This is a genomic window from Dokdonella aquatica (assembly GCF_051987395.1).
Classification (GTDB): domain Bacteria; phylum Pseudomonadota; class Gammaproteobacteria; order Xanthomonadales; family Rhodanobacteraceae; genus Dokdonella.
Map to the genome: position 1 here is coordinate 1,195,800 of NZ_CP197094.1, position 14,071 is coordinate 1,209,870.

The window sequence follows — 14,071 nt, forward strand, 5'->3', positions numbered from 1 at the left end:
GTCAGTCGCCCGTGTCGCGATGCGGCGCCGAGGCCACCACACGCTCGGCGTGCTCGAGCGCGTCGGCTTCCGACATGCCCTCGAGCAGCCAGAAGCGCTGCGGCCCGCGCGAGGTCGTCACGCGGCCTGCCACGTAGACGACATCGCGCCACGGATGCACGAGCGACGCACGCACGAGCGTCTCGCCTTCCGTCGAGCGCATCTGTCCGTGCCACGGCCCTCCGAGGCATTGCAGCGTCGTCATCCCCATGCCGCGATGCTCGCGCGCCGCAGGACCTGCTTCAATCCGGTCTTTCGGCACTGTTGCCGCGCGTGCGGAGCGCGCGCCGGGGAACATGTTGCGACGCGATGACGATGCCGGACCGGCGATCTTCACACCCATGGATACGGTGCTCGGGGCGAACACAGGATCCTTCGGGGATCGACACACACATACCCGGAGGGCACGCCGACAGACTCCGTACCGGCCCCCTTGGCGACGGCGTGCCACCGATCCGCCATTACCTGCGTAGGACATCTCCTACGCGATGGCAGGAAATCCGCTCGTGCTTCGTACGTCATGGCAACCCCATCCTGCCGGAGTCCCGCCGTGTCGATGCAAGAAGCTTCCGTCAACGCCCATGTCGCCGTCTCGACCCTGCACAACGTGCGCTCGATCTGTGCCGACCTCGCGCCGTTGTCGATGCCGATGGACGACCAGCAGCTGCGCCAGCGCGCGCGCCTGATCCACGGCGCCCTGCGTGCGCGCGAACAGATGCAGGCGCTGCGCGACCGCGCCGTGCGGCTGGCCGGTGCGCTCGAGCGCTTCCGCCAGCGCCGCGACGAGATCGAAGGCCGCGCATATGCGGTCGATCGCCGCCGCCATGCCGATCCGCGCTTCGTGTCGGGGTTCAACGACCAGCGGCGGGCGTGAAGAACGAGACATCACGACGAGCCGCGACAACGGCGAGCCTGACGCCGGCGACTCACTCGTCGTTCGCGTAGCCCATGTTGAGGACCTCTCCCGTTCCTGCATCGACCGCCACGACGACCGATGATCCGACGCGTCCGGCCAGGTATGGTGAGGCCGCGATACCGATCCAGCATCGCGCAAGATCGACCCCGTACAGGATCGAGCTCGCGGCTTCCGGAGATGCGGGACGATGCAGCGCATCGACATGCGATCCCCGACCCGAGCATTACAGTGCACGCGTCGCGATGCGCCGTATGCGTGCCTCTTCGATCACGACTCGTTCCTGACGTGGTCGTCACCGAAACGGTACCCCTCGGCGCGCTCGTAGACCTGCGCGGGACGCTGCGCACCGCGCACGAACAGGTCGGGGACCGCGGCGAGGTCGCGCGACGACTTGAGCTGGCGCCGGAATGCGGCCTTGTCGAGCGGTCGGCCAAGGATCGCCTCGCTGGCCTTCTGCAGCTCCGTCAGCGTGAAGCGCGAGGGCAGCAGATGAAGCGGCAGCGCGCCGTCGCGCACCTTCGCGCGCAGCGTCGCGAGCGCACGCGGCAGCATGTGCCCGTGATCGAAGCCGAGCGCACGGCCGGGCGCCTCCGGATCGACCCAGGCGATCGACTCGGTCTTGCTGCCTGCCACGGCCGGCACCTGGTCCGCTGGCAGCAACGCATAGAAGAGCGCGCTGACCGACCAGCCACGCGGATCGCGATCCGGGCCGCTGAACGTCGCGACCTGCTCCAGATACGGCAACGCGACGCGCGTCTTGTCGGCGAGCACGCGGCGCGCAGCCGCTTCAAGGCTGTCGTCGCGGTCCGGCTTGAGCAGGCCGCCCGGCAAGGCCCAGCCACCGGGATCGGGGCGGTTCGCACGCTGGATCAGCAGCACGCGCAGGCGCGACGTGTCGTCGAGCGTGAACAGCGCGACGTCGGCGTTGACGATCGGAAACAGCCTCGGAGTGGGGCTCTCGGGCACTTAGTTGCTCTCTGACACTAAGGGGCGTATCGTACTTAGTGTCAGACTAGCACTAAGGAACGCCATGGCCTACGACGTGATCGGCGACCTGCATGGCCAGCACGGCAAGCTCGTCGCCCTGCTGGCCGACCTCGGCTACCGCGAGACACAGGGTGCGTGGCGCCATCCGGGGCGCACGGCGGTGTTCGTCGGCGACTTCATCGATCGCGGGGATCGCCAGCTCGAGACGCTCGACGTCGTACGCCGCATGGTCGATGCAGGAAGCGCGGTCGCCGCGATGGGCAACCACGAGTTCAACGCGATCGCCTGGGGCACGCCGCACCCGGACGGCGACGGACGCCACCTGCGCGCGCACAACGAGCGCAACCGCCACCAGCACGAGGCCTTCCTCGATGCTGTCGGCGACGGTGCACACCGGCATCGCGCGATCCTCGACTGGTTCCTCGACCTGCCGGTATGGCTCGATCTCGACGGCATCCGCGTCGTGCACGCCTGCTGGGATGCCTCCTCGATGGAGGCGCTCGCACCGGCGCTGCGTAGCGGCCACCGGCTCGATGCCGGGCTCATGCTGCAAGCCGCGACGCGGGGTACAGCCGCGTTCGCGGCGATCGAAACCCTGCTCAAAGGCCCCGAGTTCACGCTTCCGGAAGGCCTGCGCGTCAGGATCGGCGACGACGAGCGCGGTGAAGTCCGCACACGCTGGTGGGATGCCGCCGCCGACACGCTGCCGCGCGCTGCGATCGTGCCGCGCGGTGCACAGGCCTCGCTCCCCGACACGGCCGTGCCCGCGCACCTGCGTCCCGGCTACGACGACGAGAAGCCGGTCTTCATCGGCCACTACTGGATGACCGGCACGCCGAGCAGGCTCGCGCCACGCGTCGCCTGCGTCGACTACAGCGCCGCTAAGAAGGGCCCGCTCGTGGCCTACCGCTGGAACGGCGAACCGGAACTCGACGACGCGAACTTCCACTGGGTCGGCAAGCCGCGCAGCTGAGGCTCGGCGACACCTTGGCACCGCCAGCGTGGATTACACGAGGAGCGAGCAAACAAAAAAGCCCGCACGAGGCGGGCTTTTTCGCATCCGGTTCTGACGGTCCGGAAAGGTTGGCTGGGAGACTAGGATTCGAACCTAGATAAACGGAGTCAGAGTCCGTTGTCCTACCGTTAGACGATCTCCCAAGAACCGTGCGGTCGGCCATCGCGAGATGGCCGCCGCGGGCGTCGGGACGCCGATTAACGCTTCGAGTACTGCGTGGCGCGACGCGCCTTGTGCAGACCGACCTTCTTGCGCTCGACTTCGCGCGCGTCGCGGGTCATGAAGCCCGCCTTGCGCAGCGGCGACTTGAGATTCTCGTCGTACTCGACCAGTGCGCGGGCGATGCCGAGGCGGATCGCGCCGGCCTGGCCCGTCGTGCCGCCACCGGCGACCGTCACGAGCACGTCGAACTTGTCCGTCGCGTCGACCAGCTGCAGCGGCTGGCGCACGATCATGCGCGCGGTCTCGCGGCCGAAGAAGTTGTCGAGCGTCTTGCCGTTGACCGTGATCGCGCCACTGCCCTTGCGCAGGAACACGCGCGCTGCGGAGGACTTGCGACGGCCGGTGCCGTAGTTCTGCTGGATGGTGGCCATGACTTCAGTGCCTGATCGGATTAGATGTCCAGCGCTTGCGGCTGCTGGGCGGTATGCGGGTGGTTCGGGCCGGCGTAGACCTTGAGCTTGCGATACATCGCACGGCCCAGCGGGTTCTTCGGCAGCATGCCCTTGACGGCGATCTCGATGACGCGCTCCGGGTGCTTGGCGAGCATGTCCTTGAGCGAGGTCGTCTTGAGGTTGCCGACGTAACCGGTGAAGCGGTGGTAGTTCTTGTCTTCGAGCTTGTTGCCCGTGACGGCGATCTTGTCCGCGTTGACGACGACGATGAAATCGCCGGTGTCGACGTGGGTGGTGAAGACCGGCTTGTGCTTGCCACGCAGGCGGCGCGCGAGCTCGGTGGACAGACGGCCGAGCGTCTTGTTCGTGGCGTCCACCACGAACCAGTCGCGCTTCACGCTCTCGGGCTTGGCACTGATCGTCTTCATATCGGAACCTTGGATGCCCGCAGGCGGGCTGGATGCGGCGAAAGGCGCGGGAGAATAGCGGAAGCCTCCCGACTGCGCAAGCCCGGATGATGGGGCGCACGAGGCATGCCGCGAGAAAAGCCGGCGATCCGCGGGGCCGTGCAGACGGCCACGGGACGATCACTATACAGAAGGAACGGCACGCGGGCGAGGCGGCGACGCGATGCCGCGGTTTCCGTGCTTGCGAACCATGACCCCGGCGTCGACACTCCGGACCATGAAGACGATGACGTTCTCGCCGCTCGACCGCGTGCTCGTCGAGCTCGACCGCGCGCTGTTCACGGCCTTCCAGCCCGAACCCTCTGCCCAACGCCCTTCGCCTGCCGGCGCACTCGCCGACCGCGAATGGACCGAGCCGGAACGCCGCCACGCGGCCGCGCTCATGCGCATCAACCACGTCGGCGAGGTCTGCGCACAGGCGCTCTACTTCGGCCAGGCCGCGGTCGCGCGTGATGCGTCGACGCGCGCGCACCTGCTCGAAGCGGCCGCCGAGGAGACCGACCATCTCGCCTGGTGCGGCCAGCGCCTGCGTGAACTCGGCGACCGGCCCAGCCTGCTCAACCCGCTCTGGTACGGCGGCGCCTACGCGATCGGCGCCGCAGCCGGCCTCATCAGCGACCGCCTCAGCCTCGGCTTCGTCGTCGAGACCGAGCGCCAGGTCGAAGCCCACCTCGAAGGTCACCTCGACACGCTGCCGGCCGGCGACGAACGCAGCCGCGCGATCGTGCGCCAGATGAAGGAGGACGAGGCCCGCCATGCCGACGAGGCGCTCGCCGCAGGCGGTGCCGCGCTGCCGGCACCGGTCAAGGGACTCATGAAGCTGGCGGCGCACGTGATGCGCACGGTGGCGTACCGCGTCTGACGCGGCGGCGCGTGCCTCGCGCCGCATGAGGTCGATGGACGGGGCTTCCGTCCCATGCGCCGGTGAGCGCCCCTGAAAAGCACAAGGGGCGCCGAAGCGCCCCTTGCGACATCCTGCCACGCCCCGGGCGAAGCCCGGGCGGCGACCTCAGCTGAGGTTGCGGCCGTGGAACAGTTCCTCGATCTCGCGCTTCACGAGCGCCTCGATGCGCTGGCGCTCCTTGAACGACAGGTCGTCGGCATGCGACTCGAACAGGTACGTGTCGAGGTCGAAGTCCTTGATGTGCATCTTCGTGTGGAACATGTTTTCCTGGTACACGTTCACGTCGATCATCTCGTACTTCTGCCGGATGTGCTTGGCGAGGTACTCCTGCACCGAGTTGATCTTGTGGTCCATGTAGTGCTTGCGGCCCTTCACGTCGCGCGTGAAGCCGCGCACGCGGTAGTCCGCGATCACGATGTCCGACTCGAAGCTGTCGATGAGGAAATTGAGCGCCTTGAGCGGCGAGATCACGCCGCACGTGGCCACGTCGATGTCCGCACGGAACGTCGCGATGCCGTTGTGCGGATGCGTCTCCGGGTACGTGTGCACCGTGATGTGGCTCTTGTCGAGGTGCGCGACGACCGCGTCGGAGATCGTGTCGCGGCCGAGCTTCTCGACGACCGGCTCCTCGGAGATGAGGATCGTCACGCTCGCACCCTGCGGATCGTAATCCTGGCGTGCGACATTGAGGATGTTGGCACCGATGATGTCGGCCACGTCCGTGAGGATCGTGGTCAGACGCTCGGCGTTGTAGGCCTCGTCGATGTATTCGATGTAGCGACGGCGCTGGTCTTCCGACACCGCGTAGCAGATGTCGTAGATGTTGAAGCTCAGGGCCTTGGTCAGGTTGTTGAAACCCTGCAGACGCAACCTGGGAAGGGGCTTGACCACTGTTTCTGTCTCCGACCCGGACCCCGGGAAAGGGCGCGCATTATGGGCCAATCGCCAGGGCGATGAAACCGGCGGGGGCGCGCACCCGCCGGAGGCCGATTGTCAGAAAGCGACATCTTTCGTCGGTTTTGCAATAAGATCGGGACTCGGCGGCGTAGAGGGGCGCAGTCGATGGAAATTTCCGCGCAGATATGCCGCACCAGGGACAGCCGAGGGAGAACCCGCGTGAAGATGGCCGACTTCCGTTACACGCTGCAGCGCAACGTCTCGACGGTGCAGGCGCCGGCTTCGCTGATCCCCGATCGCGGCGCGATGGAGCGCTTCCTCGGCATGTGCCACCGCCGGCGCTACCCGAGCAAGACCGCGATCATCCGCCCGGGTGATTCCGCGAACATCCTCTACTACGTGATCGACGGCTCGCTGACCGTCTCGTCCGAGGACGAGGAAGGCCGCGAGCTCATCCTCGCCTACCTCAACCGCGGCGAGTTCATCGGCGAGATGGGCATCTTCGTCGAGACCCCGCGCCGCGAGGTCATGGTGCGCACGCGCACGCCGTGCGAACTGGCCGAGATCGGCTACGAACGCATGTTCAACCTGTTCGAAGGCCCACTGCGCGACGAGTGCCCGAAGATCCTGTTCGCGATCGGCTCGCAGCTGACCAACCGCCTGCTGCACACGAGCCGCAAGGTCAGCCGCCTCGCCTTCATGGACGTGACCGGCCGCGTCGCCAAGACGCTGATCGACCTCACCGAGGAGCCCGATGCGATGAGCCACCCGCAGGGCATGCAGATCCGCATCTCGCGCCAAGAGATCAGCCGCATCGTCGGCTGCTCGCGCGAGATGGTCGGCCGCGTGCTCAAGCAGCTCGAGGAGCAGGGGATGATCACGGTGTCGGGCAAGACGATCGTGGTGCTCGGCCGCCGCTGAGTCCCGACTTCCGCTGCCGTCGAAGGCCCGCGCTCGCGCGGGCCTTTTCGTTGGTGCGCCGTCAGCGCCAGTCGACGCGCACGAGGCTGCGCCCGAGTGCGCGCTCGAGCGCCTTGCAGGTGCGCGGATCACCGTTGACTAGCACGGCCTCGCGCGCGCCGCGCAGCATCGGCGCGTCGGTCGCCGAATCGGTGTAGGCGACATCCCATGCGGTCAGGCCGAGCGCGGCGAGTTCGCGCGGCTTGCGCGCGCCGAAGCAGTGCACCTGCGTGCGCATGCCGAGCCAGCCCTGCCGCAGGCGCGAGGCGACGACCTCGAAGCCCGACAGGCCGATCGTCTCGAACAGTCCGTTGACCACGCGCGATTCGCAGCCCGTCACGACGAGCACGCGGTCGCCGGCGGCGACGTGGCCGCGCAGCACCGCGATCGCCTCGCGCGAGAAGATGCGCGGGGTGTTGGCGTGCTCGCGCACGAACGCCTCGGCGAGTGCGGCGTAGCGCCGTTCCGACACGCCGAGCAGCGCGACGCGAACGAGCAGGCCGACGACCCACCAGCGCCCGCGCGCCACGATCGCGAGCGGTGCCGTGAGCAGCACGATCGGCAGCGCGAGCAGCAGGCGCCACGGCGCGCGGCGGTAACGCGAGCGCACGAAGGCCGCGAACGAATCACCGCGGATCAGCACGCCGTCGAAATCGAACAGCACGACGCGCGGCGCCGCGACGGCCTCGCTGGAGGCCGCTTCCCCCTCGCCCGGTGTGCTCACGGCGTGCCGAACAGCCGCGCGAGTTCCGCGCCCGGATCATCGGCGCGCATGAACGCCTCGCCGACAAGGAACGCATGGATGCCGGCGCCGCGCAGCCGCGCGACATCCTCGTGCGTGGCGATGCCGCTCTCGGTGACGAGCAGCCGCTCGTCGGGCAGGCGCGCATGCAGGCGCAGCGTCGTGTCGAGCGAGACCTCGAACGTGCGCAGGTTGCGGTTGTTGACGCCGATCAGCGGCGCCGGGATCTCGAGTGCACGCTCGAGTTCCTCCTCGTCGTGCACCTCGACGAGCACGTCGAGATCGAGCTCGGCCGCGAGCAGCGCGAGTTCGAGCATCGCCTCGTCGGACAGGGCCGCCGCGATCAGCAGGATCGCGTCGGCGCCGATCGCGCGCGCCTCGACCACCTGATACGGATCGATCGTGAAGTCCTTGCGCAGCACGGGCAGCGTGCAGGCCTCGCGCGCCGCGTGCAGGTAATCCTCGTGGCCCTGGAAGAAGTCCGCATCGGTCAGCACCGACAGGCAGGCCGCGCCGCCGGCTTCGTAGCTACGCGCGATCGCGGCTGGATCGAAATCGGCGCGGATCACGCCCTTGCTCGGGCTGGCCTTCTTGACCTCGGCGATGACGCCGGCGTGACCGGCCTCGATCTTCGCCTCGAGCGCGGCCGCGAAGCCGCGTGTGTCGGGCAGGCCGGCGACGCGTGCGTGCAGATCGTCGATCGACACGCGCGCGCGGCGCTCGGCGATTTCTTCGACCTTGCGGGCCAGGATGCGTTGCAGGATGTCGGACATGGGTCGGTCGTCGTCGGGCCGTCGCGCATCGGCGCGACGTGGAAGATGAAGGAACGGAACTCAGCGCGTGCCGGCGAGCTCGCGGGTCGTGCGCACGAACGTGTCGAGACGCTCGCGTGCCGCACCGCTCGCGAGCGCTTCGCGCGCCTTGTCGATGCCGTCGGCGATCGAGTCCGCGACGCCGGCCGCATATAGCGCCGCGCCCGCGTTGAGCGTGACGATGTCGCGCGCGACGCCTTCGCGATTGTCGAGCGCCTCGAGCACGCGCTCGCGTGACTCGGCCGCATTCTCGACGCGCAGCTGGCGACCCGAGGCCATCGCGAAGCCGAACTCCTCGGGGTGCACCTCGTACTCACTGACCACGCCATTCCTGAGCTCGCCGACCATCGTCGCGCCGCCGAGCGAGATCTCGTCCATGCCGTCCTTGCCCCAGACCACGAGCGCATGCTGCGCGCCGAGGCGTTCGAGCACGCGCACCTGGATGCCGACGAGGTCGGGATGGAACACGCCCATGAGGATGTTCGGCGCGCCGGCCGGGTTGGTCAGCGGGCCGAGGATGTTGAAGATCGTGCGCACGCCCATCTCGCGGCGCACCGGCGCGACGGCCTTCATGGCCGGATGGTGATTCGGCGCGAACATGAAGCCGACGCCCGTGCGCGCGATGCATTCGGCGACCTGCGCCGGCTGCAGGTCGATCGCGGCGCCGAGCGCCTCGAGCACGTCGGCGCTGCCTGATTTCGACGACACGCTGCGGTTGCCGTGCTTGGCTACGCGCGCGCCGGCCGCGGCGACGACGAACATGGCCGTCGTCGAGACGTTGAAGCTGTGGCCGCCGTCGCCACCCGTGCCGACGATGTCGACGAAGCCCGTGACGTCGTCGACGAGGACCGGCGCCGCGAGCTGGCGCATGACCTGCGCGGCCGCCGCGATCTCGCCGACGGTCTCCTTCTTGACGCGCAGGCCCGTCAGGATCGCCGCGACCATGACCGGCGAGACCTCGCCGCGCATGATCTGGCGCATGAGGTCGATCATCTCGTCGTGGAAGATCTCGCGATGCTCGATCGCGCGCTGCAAGGCCTGTTGGGGCGTGATGGGCATCGTGGGGTCCTCGGGAACCCGCGATGATGCCGCAGCACGCGGCGGGCGTCATCCGCACGGACGTGCATCGGCAGCAGCATGGGGGCGGGGCATGTTCCACGGTCGCACGTCATCACTCCCCTCTCCCCTCGCGGGAGAGGGTCCGGGGGAGAGGGGGACGGGATCGAGACGCCGGCAGGATTCGCGCGTCGCCCACAGCTCGCGGCGGCGGCGCATTCCCTGACGGAAGCGGAGAGCCGATGATGTCATGCACCACCGCTTTCCGTCGTACGTCCGGACGACACCGCCTCCGGACCCGCCATGCCCCGCTGCACCCTGCTCGCCACGCTCGCTCTTCTCGTGCCGCTCGCCGCCCATGCCGGCACACCGACGCGTGGCATCGCCTACGTCGGTGCCGCCTTCGGCGCCCACCACGTGCACCGTGTCGTGTTCGACTACGACGGCGACGCCTCGCTCACGGCGACCTCGGCGATCCTGGCCACGCTGCCGACCGCGGCCGATGCGCTCGTCGTGCCCGGCGGCACGCTCGTCGTCGCGGGCCAGGGCGCCAACGTCCATCACCTCGATCCCGCGACCGGCGCGTTCGAGACGCGGCTGACCGGCAACAACGGCAATGCGGTCTCGCTCGACCCGTCCGGCCGCAGCGTGTGGATCGGCTGGACCGACAGTTCGCTGTCGCACGTGCCGCTGCAGCCGTTCGGCAACGGCGTCGGCCACAGCGTGACCGGCGACGACGCCACGGTCACCTCGCTCGCGTTCACGCCGTCGCACGGCGTGTTCTACGCCAACGGCGGCGAAGGCCCGATCGGCGCGTTCGGCCGTATCGACATGGCCACGTTCACCACCTCGCGCCTGCGCAGCGCCGCACCGGCGACGACGGTCCACTACGACGCCTTCAGCCGCACGCTGATCCTCGCCTCGGCCGGTCGCGCCGAACAGGTCGATCCGGCCACGCCGGGCAGTGTGCTCGCAGTGCGCGACGACACCGCGGCCGGCCACAACTACCTGTGCCTGCGCCCCGATGGTCGAGGCCACCTGTTCGGCGTGCGCTGGGGCGGCGCGGGCGCGAACCCGGCCGGCGGGCGCCTCGTCGTCATCGACTACTCGGCCAGCGGTCGCCTCGACGACCCGACCACGCGGATCGCGAGCGCCCCGATCCCCGATGGCCTCGCCGGCTGCCTCGCTATCGACACGTCGCTACTCGCGGACGGATTCGATCGGCGGGGGTGAGAGTCCGCCATCAGCGCCCGTCGGCTTCAGGTGCAGGCAGCGGGAGCTGGTGCCAAGCCTCGCGATAAGGGTCGAGCCAACCCGGGCCGCAGCCGAACACCTGCCCGACGCGCGTGTAATCGGGAAGGAAACGGCGCATCGCACCGTCCCGGCGCGGTTTTCCACCACGTCCCGGCGTGTCGAGCCACTCGCGATGCGACCGCGAAAGCGCATCCGCGACGATCCCGGCCGGCACCACGAAACACGCGGTCGGCGCGGCAGGATCGGCCGCGAATTCGACGAACGCGTAGAAGAACCGCCCTTCGGGCACACGCTCGTGCTTGACGCCCATGTGCCAGCCGCCGTCGGCGCCGCCGACGCGCCGTGTCTTGAGCTGTAGACCGCAGATCCCTGCGCCGCCTTCGTCGGTCACGAGGATGTCGATGGCGGGCGAGCCGACCGGCGCGAGCGCCGCGATGAAACCATGACGCAGCAGCTGCGCCATGACGTGGTGCTCCCCGGCCGCCCCGAGCAGCGTTGGTCTGCGACGGCACGGCGTGAACGACCTCAGGCCACGCGGCGCGCCGCGGGCTCGTCGCGGGTCAGGAAATTGCGCAGCAGGTCGTGGCCATGCTGCGTGAGGATCGATTCGGGGTGGAACTGCACGCCCTCGACGTCGAGCTCGCGGTGGCGCAGGCCCATGATCTCGTCGAAGCCGCCGTTTTCGTCCTGCGTCCACGCGGTGATCTCGAGGCAATCCGGCAGCGAGGCCTTCTCGACCACGAGCGAGTGGTAGCGCGTCGCCTCGAACGGGTTCGGCAGGCCGCGGAACACGCCCTTGCCCGTGTGATGGATCATCGAGGTCTTGCCGTGCATGATCTGCCGCGCACGCACGACCTTGCCGCCGAACGCCTGGCCGATCGACTGGTGGCCGAGGCAGACGCCGAACACCGGCACCGTCGACGACAGCGCCGTGAGCACCTCGAGCGACACCCCCGCCTCGTTCGGCGTGCAAGGACCCGGCGAGATGACGATGTGCGAAGGCGCGAGCGCGGCGATCTGCGCGACCGTCAGCGCGTCGTTGCGCACGACCTGCACCTCCTCCCCGAGCTCGCCGAAGTACTGGACGAGGTTGAAGGTGAAGCTGTCGTAGTTGTCGATCATCAGCAGCACGGCACGGCATCCCATCGGTCGCAGGCCCGTCCGGTCGAACGGGACGCGCATTATCACGCGGCGAGGCGCGTCCCGACAGGCCGGATCGCGGTCCGATCAGGTTCCACCGAGCGCGTGGACCTGGGCGAGCAGCCGCGAGCGCGTGCGCCGGGCCTGCACCAGCAGCACCGCCGCGACCAGCACGAGCGCCGTGCCGAGCAGCGTCGCCGCGTGCGCCATGCGCGCTCCCGTCGCCAGCGACCACGAGAACATGCCGGTCGTGAACAGCGCGGTCGCGGCGAGCGCGAGGCCGGTCGCGACGACACGATCGCGCGCCATGAGCGGGCGGCGTGCGCGCAGCACCCAGGTCGCATAGGCCATCCAGGCCATGCCGATCGCGAGCAGCACGCCGAACGCGATGACCGTGCGCGAAGGCAGCGAAGGCTCGGTCAGCAGCAACGCGGCGAGCAGCGCGCTCATGCACGCAGAGGCGACCAGCAAGGCGACATGCGCGGCGCGGGCACGAGGCGACAGCACGCGTGCCGTAAGCGCGCGAAGTGACGTTTCGAGATCACGGGCAGGACGATCGTTCATCGGGACATCTCCTCGGGGGCGAGCGGGGCGACATGCCGGCGCAGCAGCGCGCGGGCACGGAACAGGCGCGATTTCACGGTGCCGACCGGCACGCCGGTCATTCCCGCGATCTCGGCCAGCGTGAAGGCTTCGAGATGGAACAGCACGACGACCTCACGCTCGACGAACGAGAGTGCGTCGAGCCCGGCCGCCACGAGGCGTGCGACGTCGGGATCGGGCCCTTCATCGTCCGGCGGCGCGATGTCCTCGAGTACGAGTCCGGTGTCCTCGGGCGTCGCATAGCGCAGGCGCAGCTGGTCCATCGCGACACGGTGCGCGATGCCGAACAGCCAGCCGCGGAAACCCGCGGCGTCACGCAACCCCGCGATGCCGCGCACGACGCGCAGCCACGTCTCCTGCGCGAGGTCGTGTGCGGCATGGCCGTCGACGGCGAGCCGTGTGGCGTGGCGCAGCAACGGCGCGGCCCAGCGCGTCACTAGCGCATCGAACGCGCCGCGCTCGCCGAGCTGGCAGCGCAGCACGAGCAGCGTATCGGCACGCGTGTCGTCATCAGGGGTCACGCCGAGGCTCCATGATCCGGTCGGGCATCAGGGTCGGGAATCGGCGCCGAAAGGTTCACGCGCATGCCGCGCGTCGATCGTCAGCGTCCGGCAGCGGGAGGATCGTCGACCAGATACTCGTCGGCGGGGTAGTTCGCGTACGCGACCTTCCAGCCGTAGGTATCCCGGATCGCCTTGTGGAGCCCGTCATTGTCGCTGTCGAGGCGCAGCTCGCGCAGCGTCGGATGTCCGGCGAGCGGCCGCAGGGCCTCGATAGCGTGAAGCGCAGGACTTCGATCGAGGATCAGGCAGCGCAACGCAGGTGCGGCGGCGATGTTCGCGAGGTTGGAAGGCGTCACCAGCTTGTCGAGCAGCAGGACACGCAGCGACGTCATGCCGTGCAACGACGGCAGGTCCGTGGTGATCGAGCACGACAGCAGCCGCAGCTGGCGCAGATCGCGCAGGGCCAGCAACGGCTCGATGCTCGTGATGCCCGGATGGTGGTCGATGCTCAGCATCCTCAATGACGTCAGCGCCGCGATCGGTGCGAGGTCGCGTGGACCCGCGGAGCGCAGGTCGAGGCTGCGCAGTGCGCCGCAGACTTCGATCCCCGCGAGCGTGGCGAGGCGGTTGCGCCACAGCGACAAGGCCTCGAGTCGACCGAGGTCGGCCAGGAACGCGAGGTCGCGCAGACGGCCACACACCGACAGCTGTCCGAGATGCCGCAAGTGACCGAGCGCCGCGGTCCCGGTCTTCGGTCGATCGCGCTTGGGGTCGCTGCCGAACTGCACGGTGTCCAGTCCCAGGCTGACGAGACCCTCGGGCAGGACGCGCAACGGCGACAGGTCGACGAGATCGCCCGCGTCGGCTTCGATCCAGAGGTGGCGCAACGCAGGCAGCAGGGCGAGGAACGCGTAGTCGACCGGCTTGCCCGGCACCTCGGTGTAGAGGCGGTACGGCGTTTCGGGATGCCGCTCGAGGTAGGCGTCCAGGCGCGCGCAGTCCGCGGCATCGAGCGCACGCGTCGACTGCAGGCGCTCGAAGGCCGAGAGGTCGCGATCGAACGTTCCCTCCTTGAGCGGACTCTTCAGCTGGAATGCGTTCGTGAACATGGCGTTGCTCCCGGAGTGGATCGCTGCGTGATGTCGAAGGTCCTGCGCGATTC

18 protein-coding genes and 1 tRNA gene are annotated in these 14,071 nt (G+C 68.9%); 5 read left to right on the forward strand and 14 right to left on the reverse strand.

Annotated features, from left to right (window positions below):
* Position 1: 1 nt before the first annotated feature.
* Complete coding sequence (locus ACQQ2N_RS05285; RefSeq protein ID WP_440224640.1) at positions 2–202, reverse strand: hypothetical protein; 201 nt, start codon at positions 200–202, stop codon at positions 2–4.
* A 393-nt stretch (positions 203–595) separates the two neighbouring features.
* Between ACQQ2N_RS05285 and ACQQ2N_RS05290 the strand changes: the two genes are divergently transcribed.
* Complete coding sequence (locus ACQQ2N_RS05290; RefSeq protein ID WP_440224641.1) at positions 596–913, forward strand: hypothetical protein; 318 nt, start codon at positions 596–598, stop codon at positions 911–913.
* A 309-nt stretch (positions 914–1,222) separates the two neighbouring features.
* On the opposite strand, the gene ACQQ2N_RS05295 is transcribed toward ACQQ2N_RS05290, so the two are convergent.
* A complete protein-coding gene (locus ACQQ2N_RS05295) occupies positions 1,223–1,921 on the reverse strand; it encodes an NUDIX hydrolase (RefSeq protein ID WP_440224642.1) in 699 nt (232 codons plus the stop codon).
* A 64-nt stretch (positions 1,922–1,985) separates the two neighbouring features.
* On the opposite strand from ACQQ2N_RS05295, the gene ACQQ2N_RS05300 reads away from it, so the two are divergent.
* Positions 1,986–2,915, forward strand: a complete 930-nt coding sequence (locus tag ACQQ2N_RS05300) for a metallophosphoesterase (protein WP_440224643.1) — start codon at positions 1,986–1,988, stop codon at positions 2,913–2,915.
* A 111-nt stretch (positions 2,916–3,026) separates the two neighbouring features.
* Here the strand turns inward: ACQQ2N_RS05300 and ACQQ2N_RS05305 are convergent.
* From ACQQ2N_RS05305 to rplM, 3 genes are all read right to left on the reverse strand, one after another.
* Positions 3,027–3,100: transfer RNA gene (locus ACQQ2N_RS05305), tRNA-Gln, on the reverse strand.
* A 54-nt stretch (positions 3,101–3,154) separates the two neighbouring features.
* A complete protein-coding gene (rpsI, locus tag ACQQ2N_RS05310; protein ID WP_440224644.1) occupies positions 3,155–3,550 on the reverse strand; it encodes a 30S ribosomal protein S9 in 396 nt (131 codons plus the stop codon).
* Positions 3,551–3,570: 20 nt separating this feature from the next.
* On the reverse strand, positions 3,571–3,999 hold the full coding sequence (rplM, locus tag ACQQ2N_RS05315; RefSeq protein ID WP_440224646.1) for a 50S ribosomal protein L13: 429 nt from the start codon (positions 3,997–3,999) through the stop codon (positions 3,571–3,573).
* 256 nt (positions 4,000–4,255) lie between these two features.
* On the opposite strand from rplM, the gene coq7 reads away from it, so the two are divergent.
* Positions 4,256–4,900: a 2-polyprenyl-3-methyl-6-methoxy-1,4-benzoquinone monooxygenase gene (coq7, locus tag ACQQ2N_RS05320; protein ID WP_440224647.1), complete on the forward strand. Its 645-nt coding sequence runs from the start codon at positions 4,256–4,258 to the stop codon at positions 4,898–4,900.
* A 147-nt stretch (positions 4,901–5,047) separates the two neighbouring features.
* Here the strand turns inward: coq7 and speD are convergent, their stop codons facing one another.
* A complete protein-coding gene (gene speD, locus ACQQ2N_RS05325) occupies positions 5,048–5,833 on the reverse strand; it encodes an adenosylmethionine decarboxylase (RefSeq protein WP_440224648.1) in 786 nt (261 codons plus the stop codon).
* Between the two features lie 231 nt (positions 5,834–6,064).
* Here speD and crp point away from each other — a divergent pair, with 231 nt between their 5' ends.
* Positions 6,065–6,760: a cAMP-activated global transcriptional regulator CRP gene (gene crp, locus ACQQ2N_RS05330; RefSeq protein WP_440225710.1), complete on the forward strand. Its 696-nt coding sequence runs from the start codon at positions 6,065–6,067 to the stop codon at positions 6,758–6,760.
* A 61-nt stretch (positions 6,761–6,821) separates the two neighbouring features.
* On the opposite strand, the gene ACQQ2N_RS05335 is transcribed toward crp, so the two are convergent.
* Genes ACQQ2N_RS05335 through trpD form a run of 3 tightly spaced genes read right to left on the reverse strand, consistent with a single transcriptional unit; the run spans position 6,822 to position 9,412 of the window.
* On the reverse strand, positions 6,822–7,523 hold the full coding sequence (locus ACQQ2N_RS05335) for a haloacid dehalogenase-like hydrolase (RefSeq protein ID WP_440224649.1): 702 nt from the start codon (positions 7,521–7,523) through the stop codon (positions 6,822–6,824).
* On the reverse strand, positions 7,520–8,314 hold the full coding sequence (trpC, locus tag ACQQ2N_RS05340) for an indole-3-glycerol phosphate synthase TrpC (protein WP_440224650.1): 795 nt from the start codon (positions 8,312–8,314) through the stop codon (positions 7,520–7,522). Before trpC ends, ACQQ2N_RS05335 begins: the two co-directional genes overlap by 4 nt.
* 60 nt (positions 8,315–8,374) lie before the next feature.
* The gene (gene trpD, locus ACQQ2N_RS05345; RefSeq protein WP_440224651.1) at positions 8,375–9,412 is read right to left on the reverse strand and encodes an anthranilate phosphoribosyltransferase; all 1,038 of its coding nucleotides are present in this window, start codon (positions 9,410–9,412) and stop codon (positions 8,375–8,377) included.
* A 300-nt stretch (positions 9,413–9,712) separates the two neighbouring features.
* On the opposite strand from trpD, the gene ACQQ2N_RS05350 reads away from it, so the two are divergent.
* Positions 9,713–10,642: a hypothetical protein gene (locus ACQQ2N_RS05350; protein WP_440224652.1), complete on the forward strand. Its 930-nt coding sequence runs from the start codon at positions 9,713–9,715 to the stop codon at positions 10,640–10,642.
* Between the two features lie 10 nt (positions 10,643–10,652).
* Here ACQQ2N_RS05350 and ACQQ2N_RS05355 read toward each other — a convergent pair whose 3' ends face one another.
* The 5 genes from ACQQ2N_RS05355 to ACQQ2N_RS05375 all read right to left on the reverse strand — a co-directional run bounded on the left by ACQQ2N_RS05355 (position 10,653) and on the right by ACQQ2N_RS05375 (position 14,018).
* Entirely contained in the window at positions 10,653–11,126 is a 474-nt protein-coding gene (locus ACQQ2N_RS05355) for a hypothetical protein (protein ID WP_440224653.1), read from the reverse strand.
* Between the two features lie 62 nt (positions 11,127–11,188).
* Positions 11,189–11,794, reverse strand: coding sequence for an anthranilate synthase component II (locus ACQQ2N_RS05360; RefSeq protein ID WP_440224654.1), 606 nt, complete (start codon positions 11,792–11,794; stop codon positions 11,189–11,191).
* A gap of 96 nt (positions 11,795–11,890) precedes the next feature.
* Positions 11,891–12,367 carry a hypothetical protein gene (locus ACQQ2N_RS05365; protein ID WP_440224655.1) on the reverse strand — a complete coding sequence of 159 codons (477 nt, stop codon included), beginning with the start codon at positions 12,365–12,367 and terminating at the stop codon, positions 11,891–11,893.
* Positions 12,364–12,927 (reverse strand): RNA polymerase sigma factor, encoded by a 564-nt coding sequence (locus ACQQ2N_RS05370; RefSeq protein WP_440224656.1) that lies wholly within the window; start codon positions 12,925–12,927, stop codon positions 12,364–12,366. Before ACQQ2N_RS05370 ends, ACQQ2N_RS05365 begins: the two co-directional genes overlap by 4 nt.
* Positions 12,928–13,007: 80 nt before the next feature.
* Entirely contained in the window at positions 13,008–14,018 is a 1,011-nt protein-coding gene (locus ACQQ2N_RS05375; RefSeq protein ID WP_440224657.1) for a hypothetical protein, read from the reverse strand.
* Positions 14,019–14,071 lie beyond the last annotated feature (53 nt).

Bases quoted from the DNA above. Each gene is read 5' to 3' on its own strand.
- ACQQ2N_RS05285 (WP_440224640.1), bottom strand. From the start codon at position 202: ATGCGCTCGACGGAAGGCGAGACGCTCGTGCGTGCGTCGCTCGTGCAT.
- ACQQ2N_RS05290 (WP_440224641.1), top strand. From the start codon at position 596: ATGCAAGAAGCTTCCGTCAACGCCCATGTCGCCGTCTCGACCCTGCAC.
- ACQQ2N_RS05300 (WP_440224643.1), top strand. From the start codon at position 1,986: ATGGCCTACGACGTGATCGGCGACCTGCATGGCCAGCACGGCAAGCTC.
- rpsI (WP_440224644.1), bottom strand. From the start codon at position 3,550: ATGGCCACCATCCAGCAGAACTACGGCACCGGCCGTCGCAAGTCCTCC.
- rplM (WP_440224646.1), bottom strand. From the start codon at position 3,999: ATGAAGACGATCAGTGCCAAGCCCGAGAGCGTGAAGCGCGACTGGTTC.
- coq7 (WP_440224647.1), top strand. From the start codon at position 4,256: ATGAAGACGATGACGTTCTCGCCGCTCGACCGCGTGCTCGTCGAGCTC.
- crp (WP_440225710.1), top strand. From the start codon at position 6,065: ATGGCCGACTTCCGTTACACGCTGCAGCGCAACGTCTCGACGGTGCAG.
- trpC (WP_440224650.1), bottom strand. From the start codon at position 8,314: ATGTCCGACATCCTGCAACGCATCCTGGCCCGCAAGGTCGAAGAAATC.
- trpD (WP_440224651.1), bottom strand. From the start codon at position 9,412: ATGCCCATCACGCCCCAACAGGCCTTGCAGCGCGCGATCGAGCATCGC.
- ACQQ2N_RS05350 (WP_440224652.1), top strand. From the start codon at position 9,713: ATGCCCCGCTGCACCCTGCTCGCCACGCTCGCTCTTCTCGTGCCGCTC.
- ACQQ2N_RS05355 (WP_440224653.1), bottom strand. From the start codon at position 11,126: ATGGCGCAGCTGCTGCGTCATGGTTTCATCGCGGCGCTCGCGCCGGTC.
- ACQQ2N_RS05365 (WP_440224655.1), bottom strand. From the start codon at position 12,367: ATGAACGATCGTCCTGCCCGTGATCTCGAAACGTCACTTCGCGCGCTT.
- ACQQ2N_RS05375 (WP_440224657.1), bottom strand. From the start codon at position 14,018: ATGTTCACGAACGCATTCCAGCTGAAGAGTCCGCTCAAGGAGGGAACG.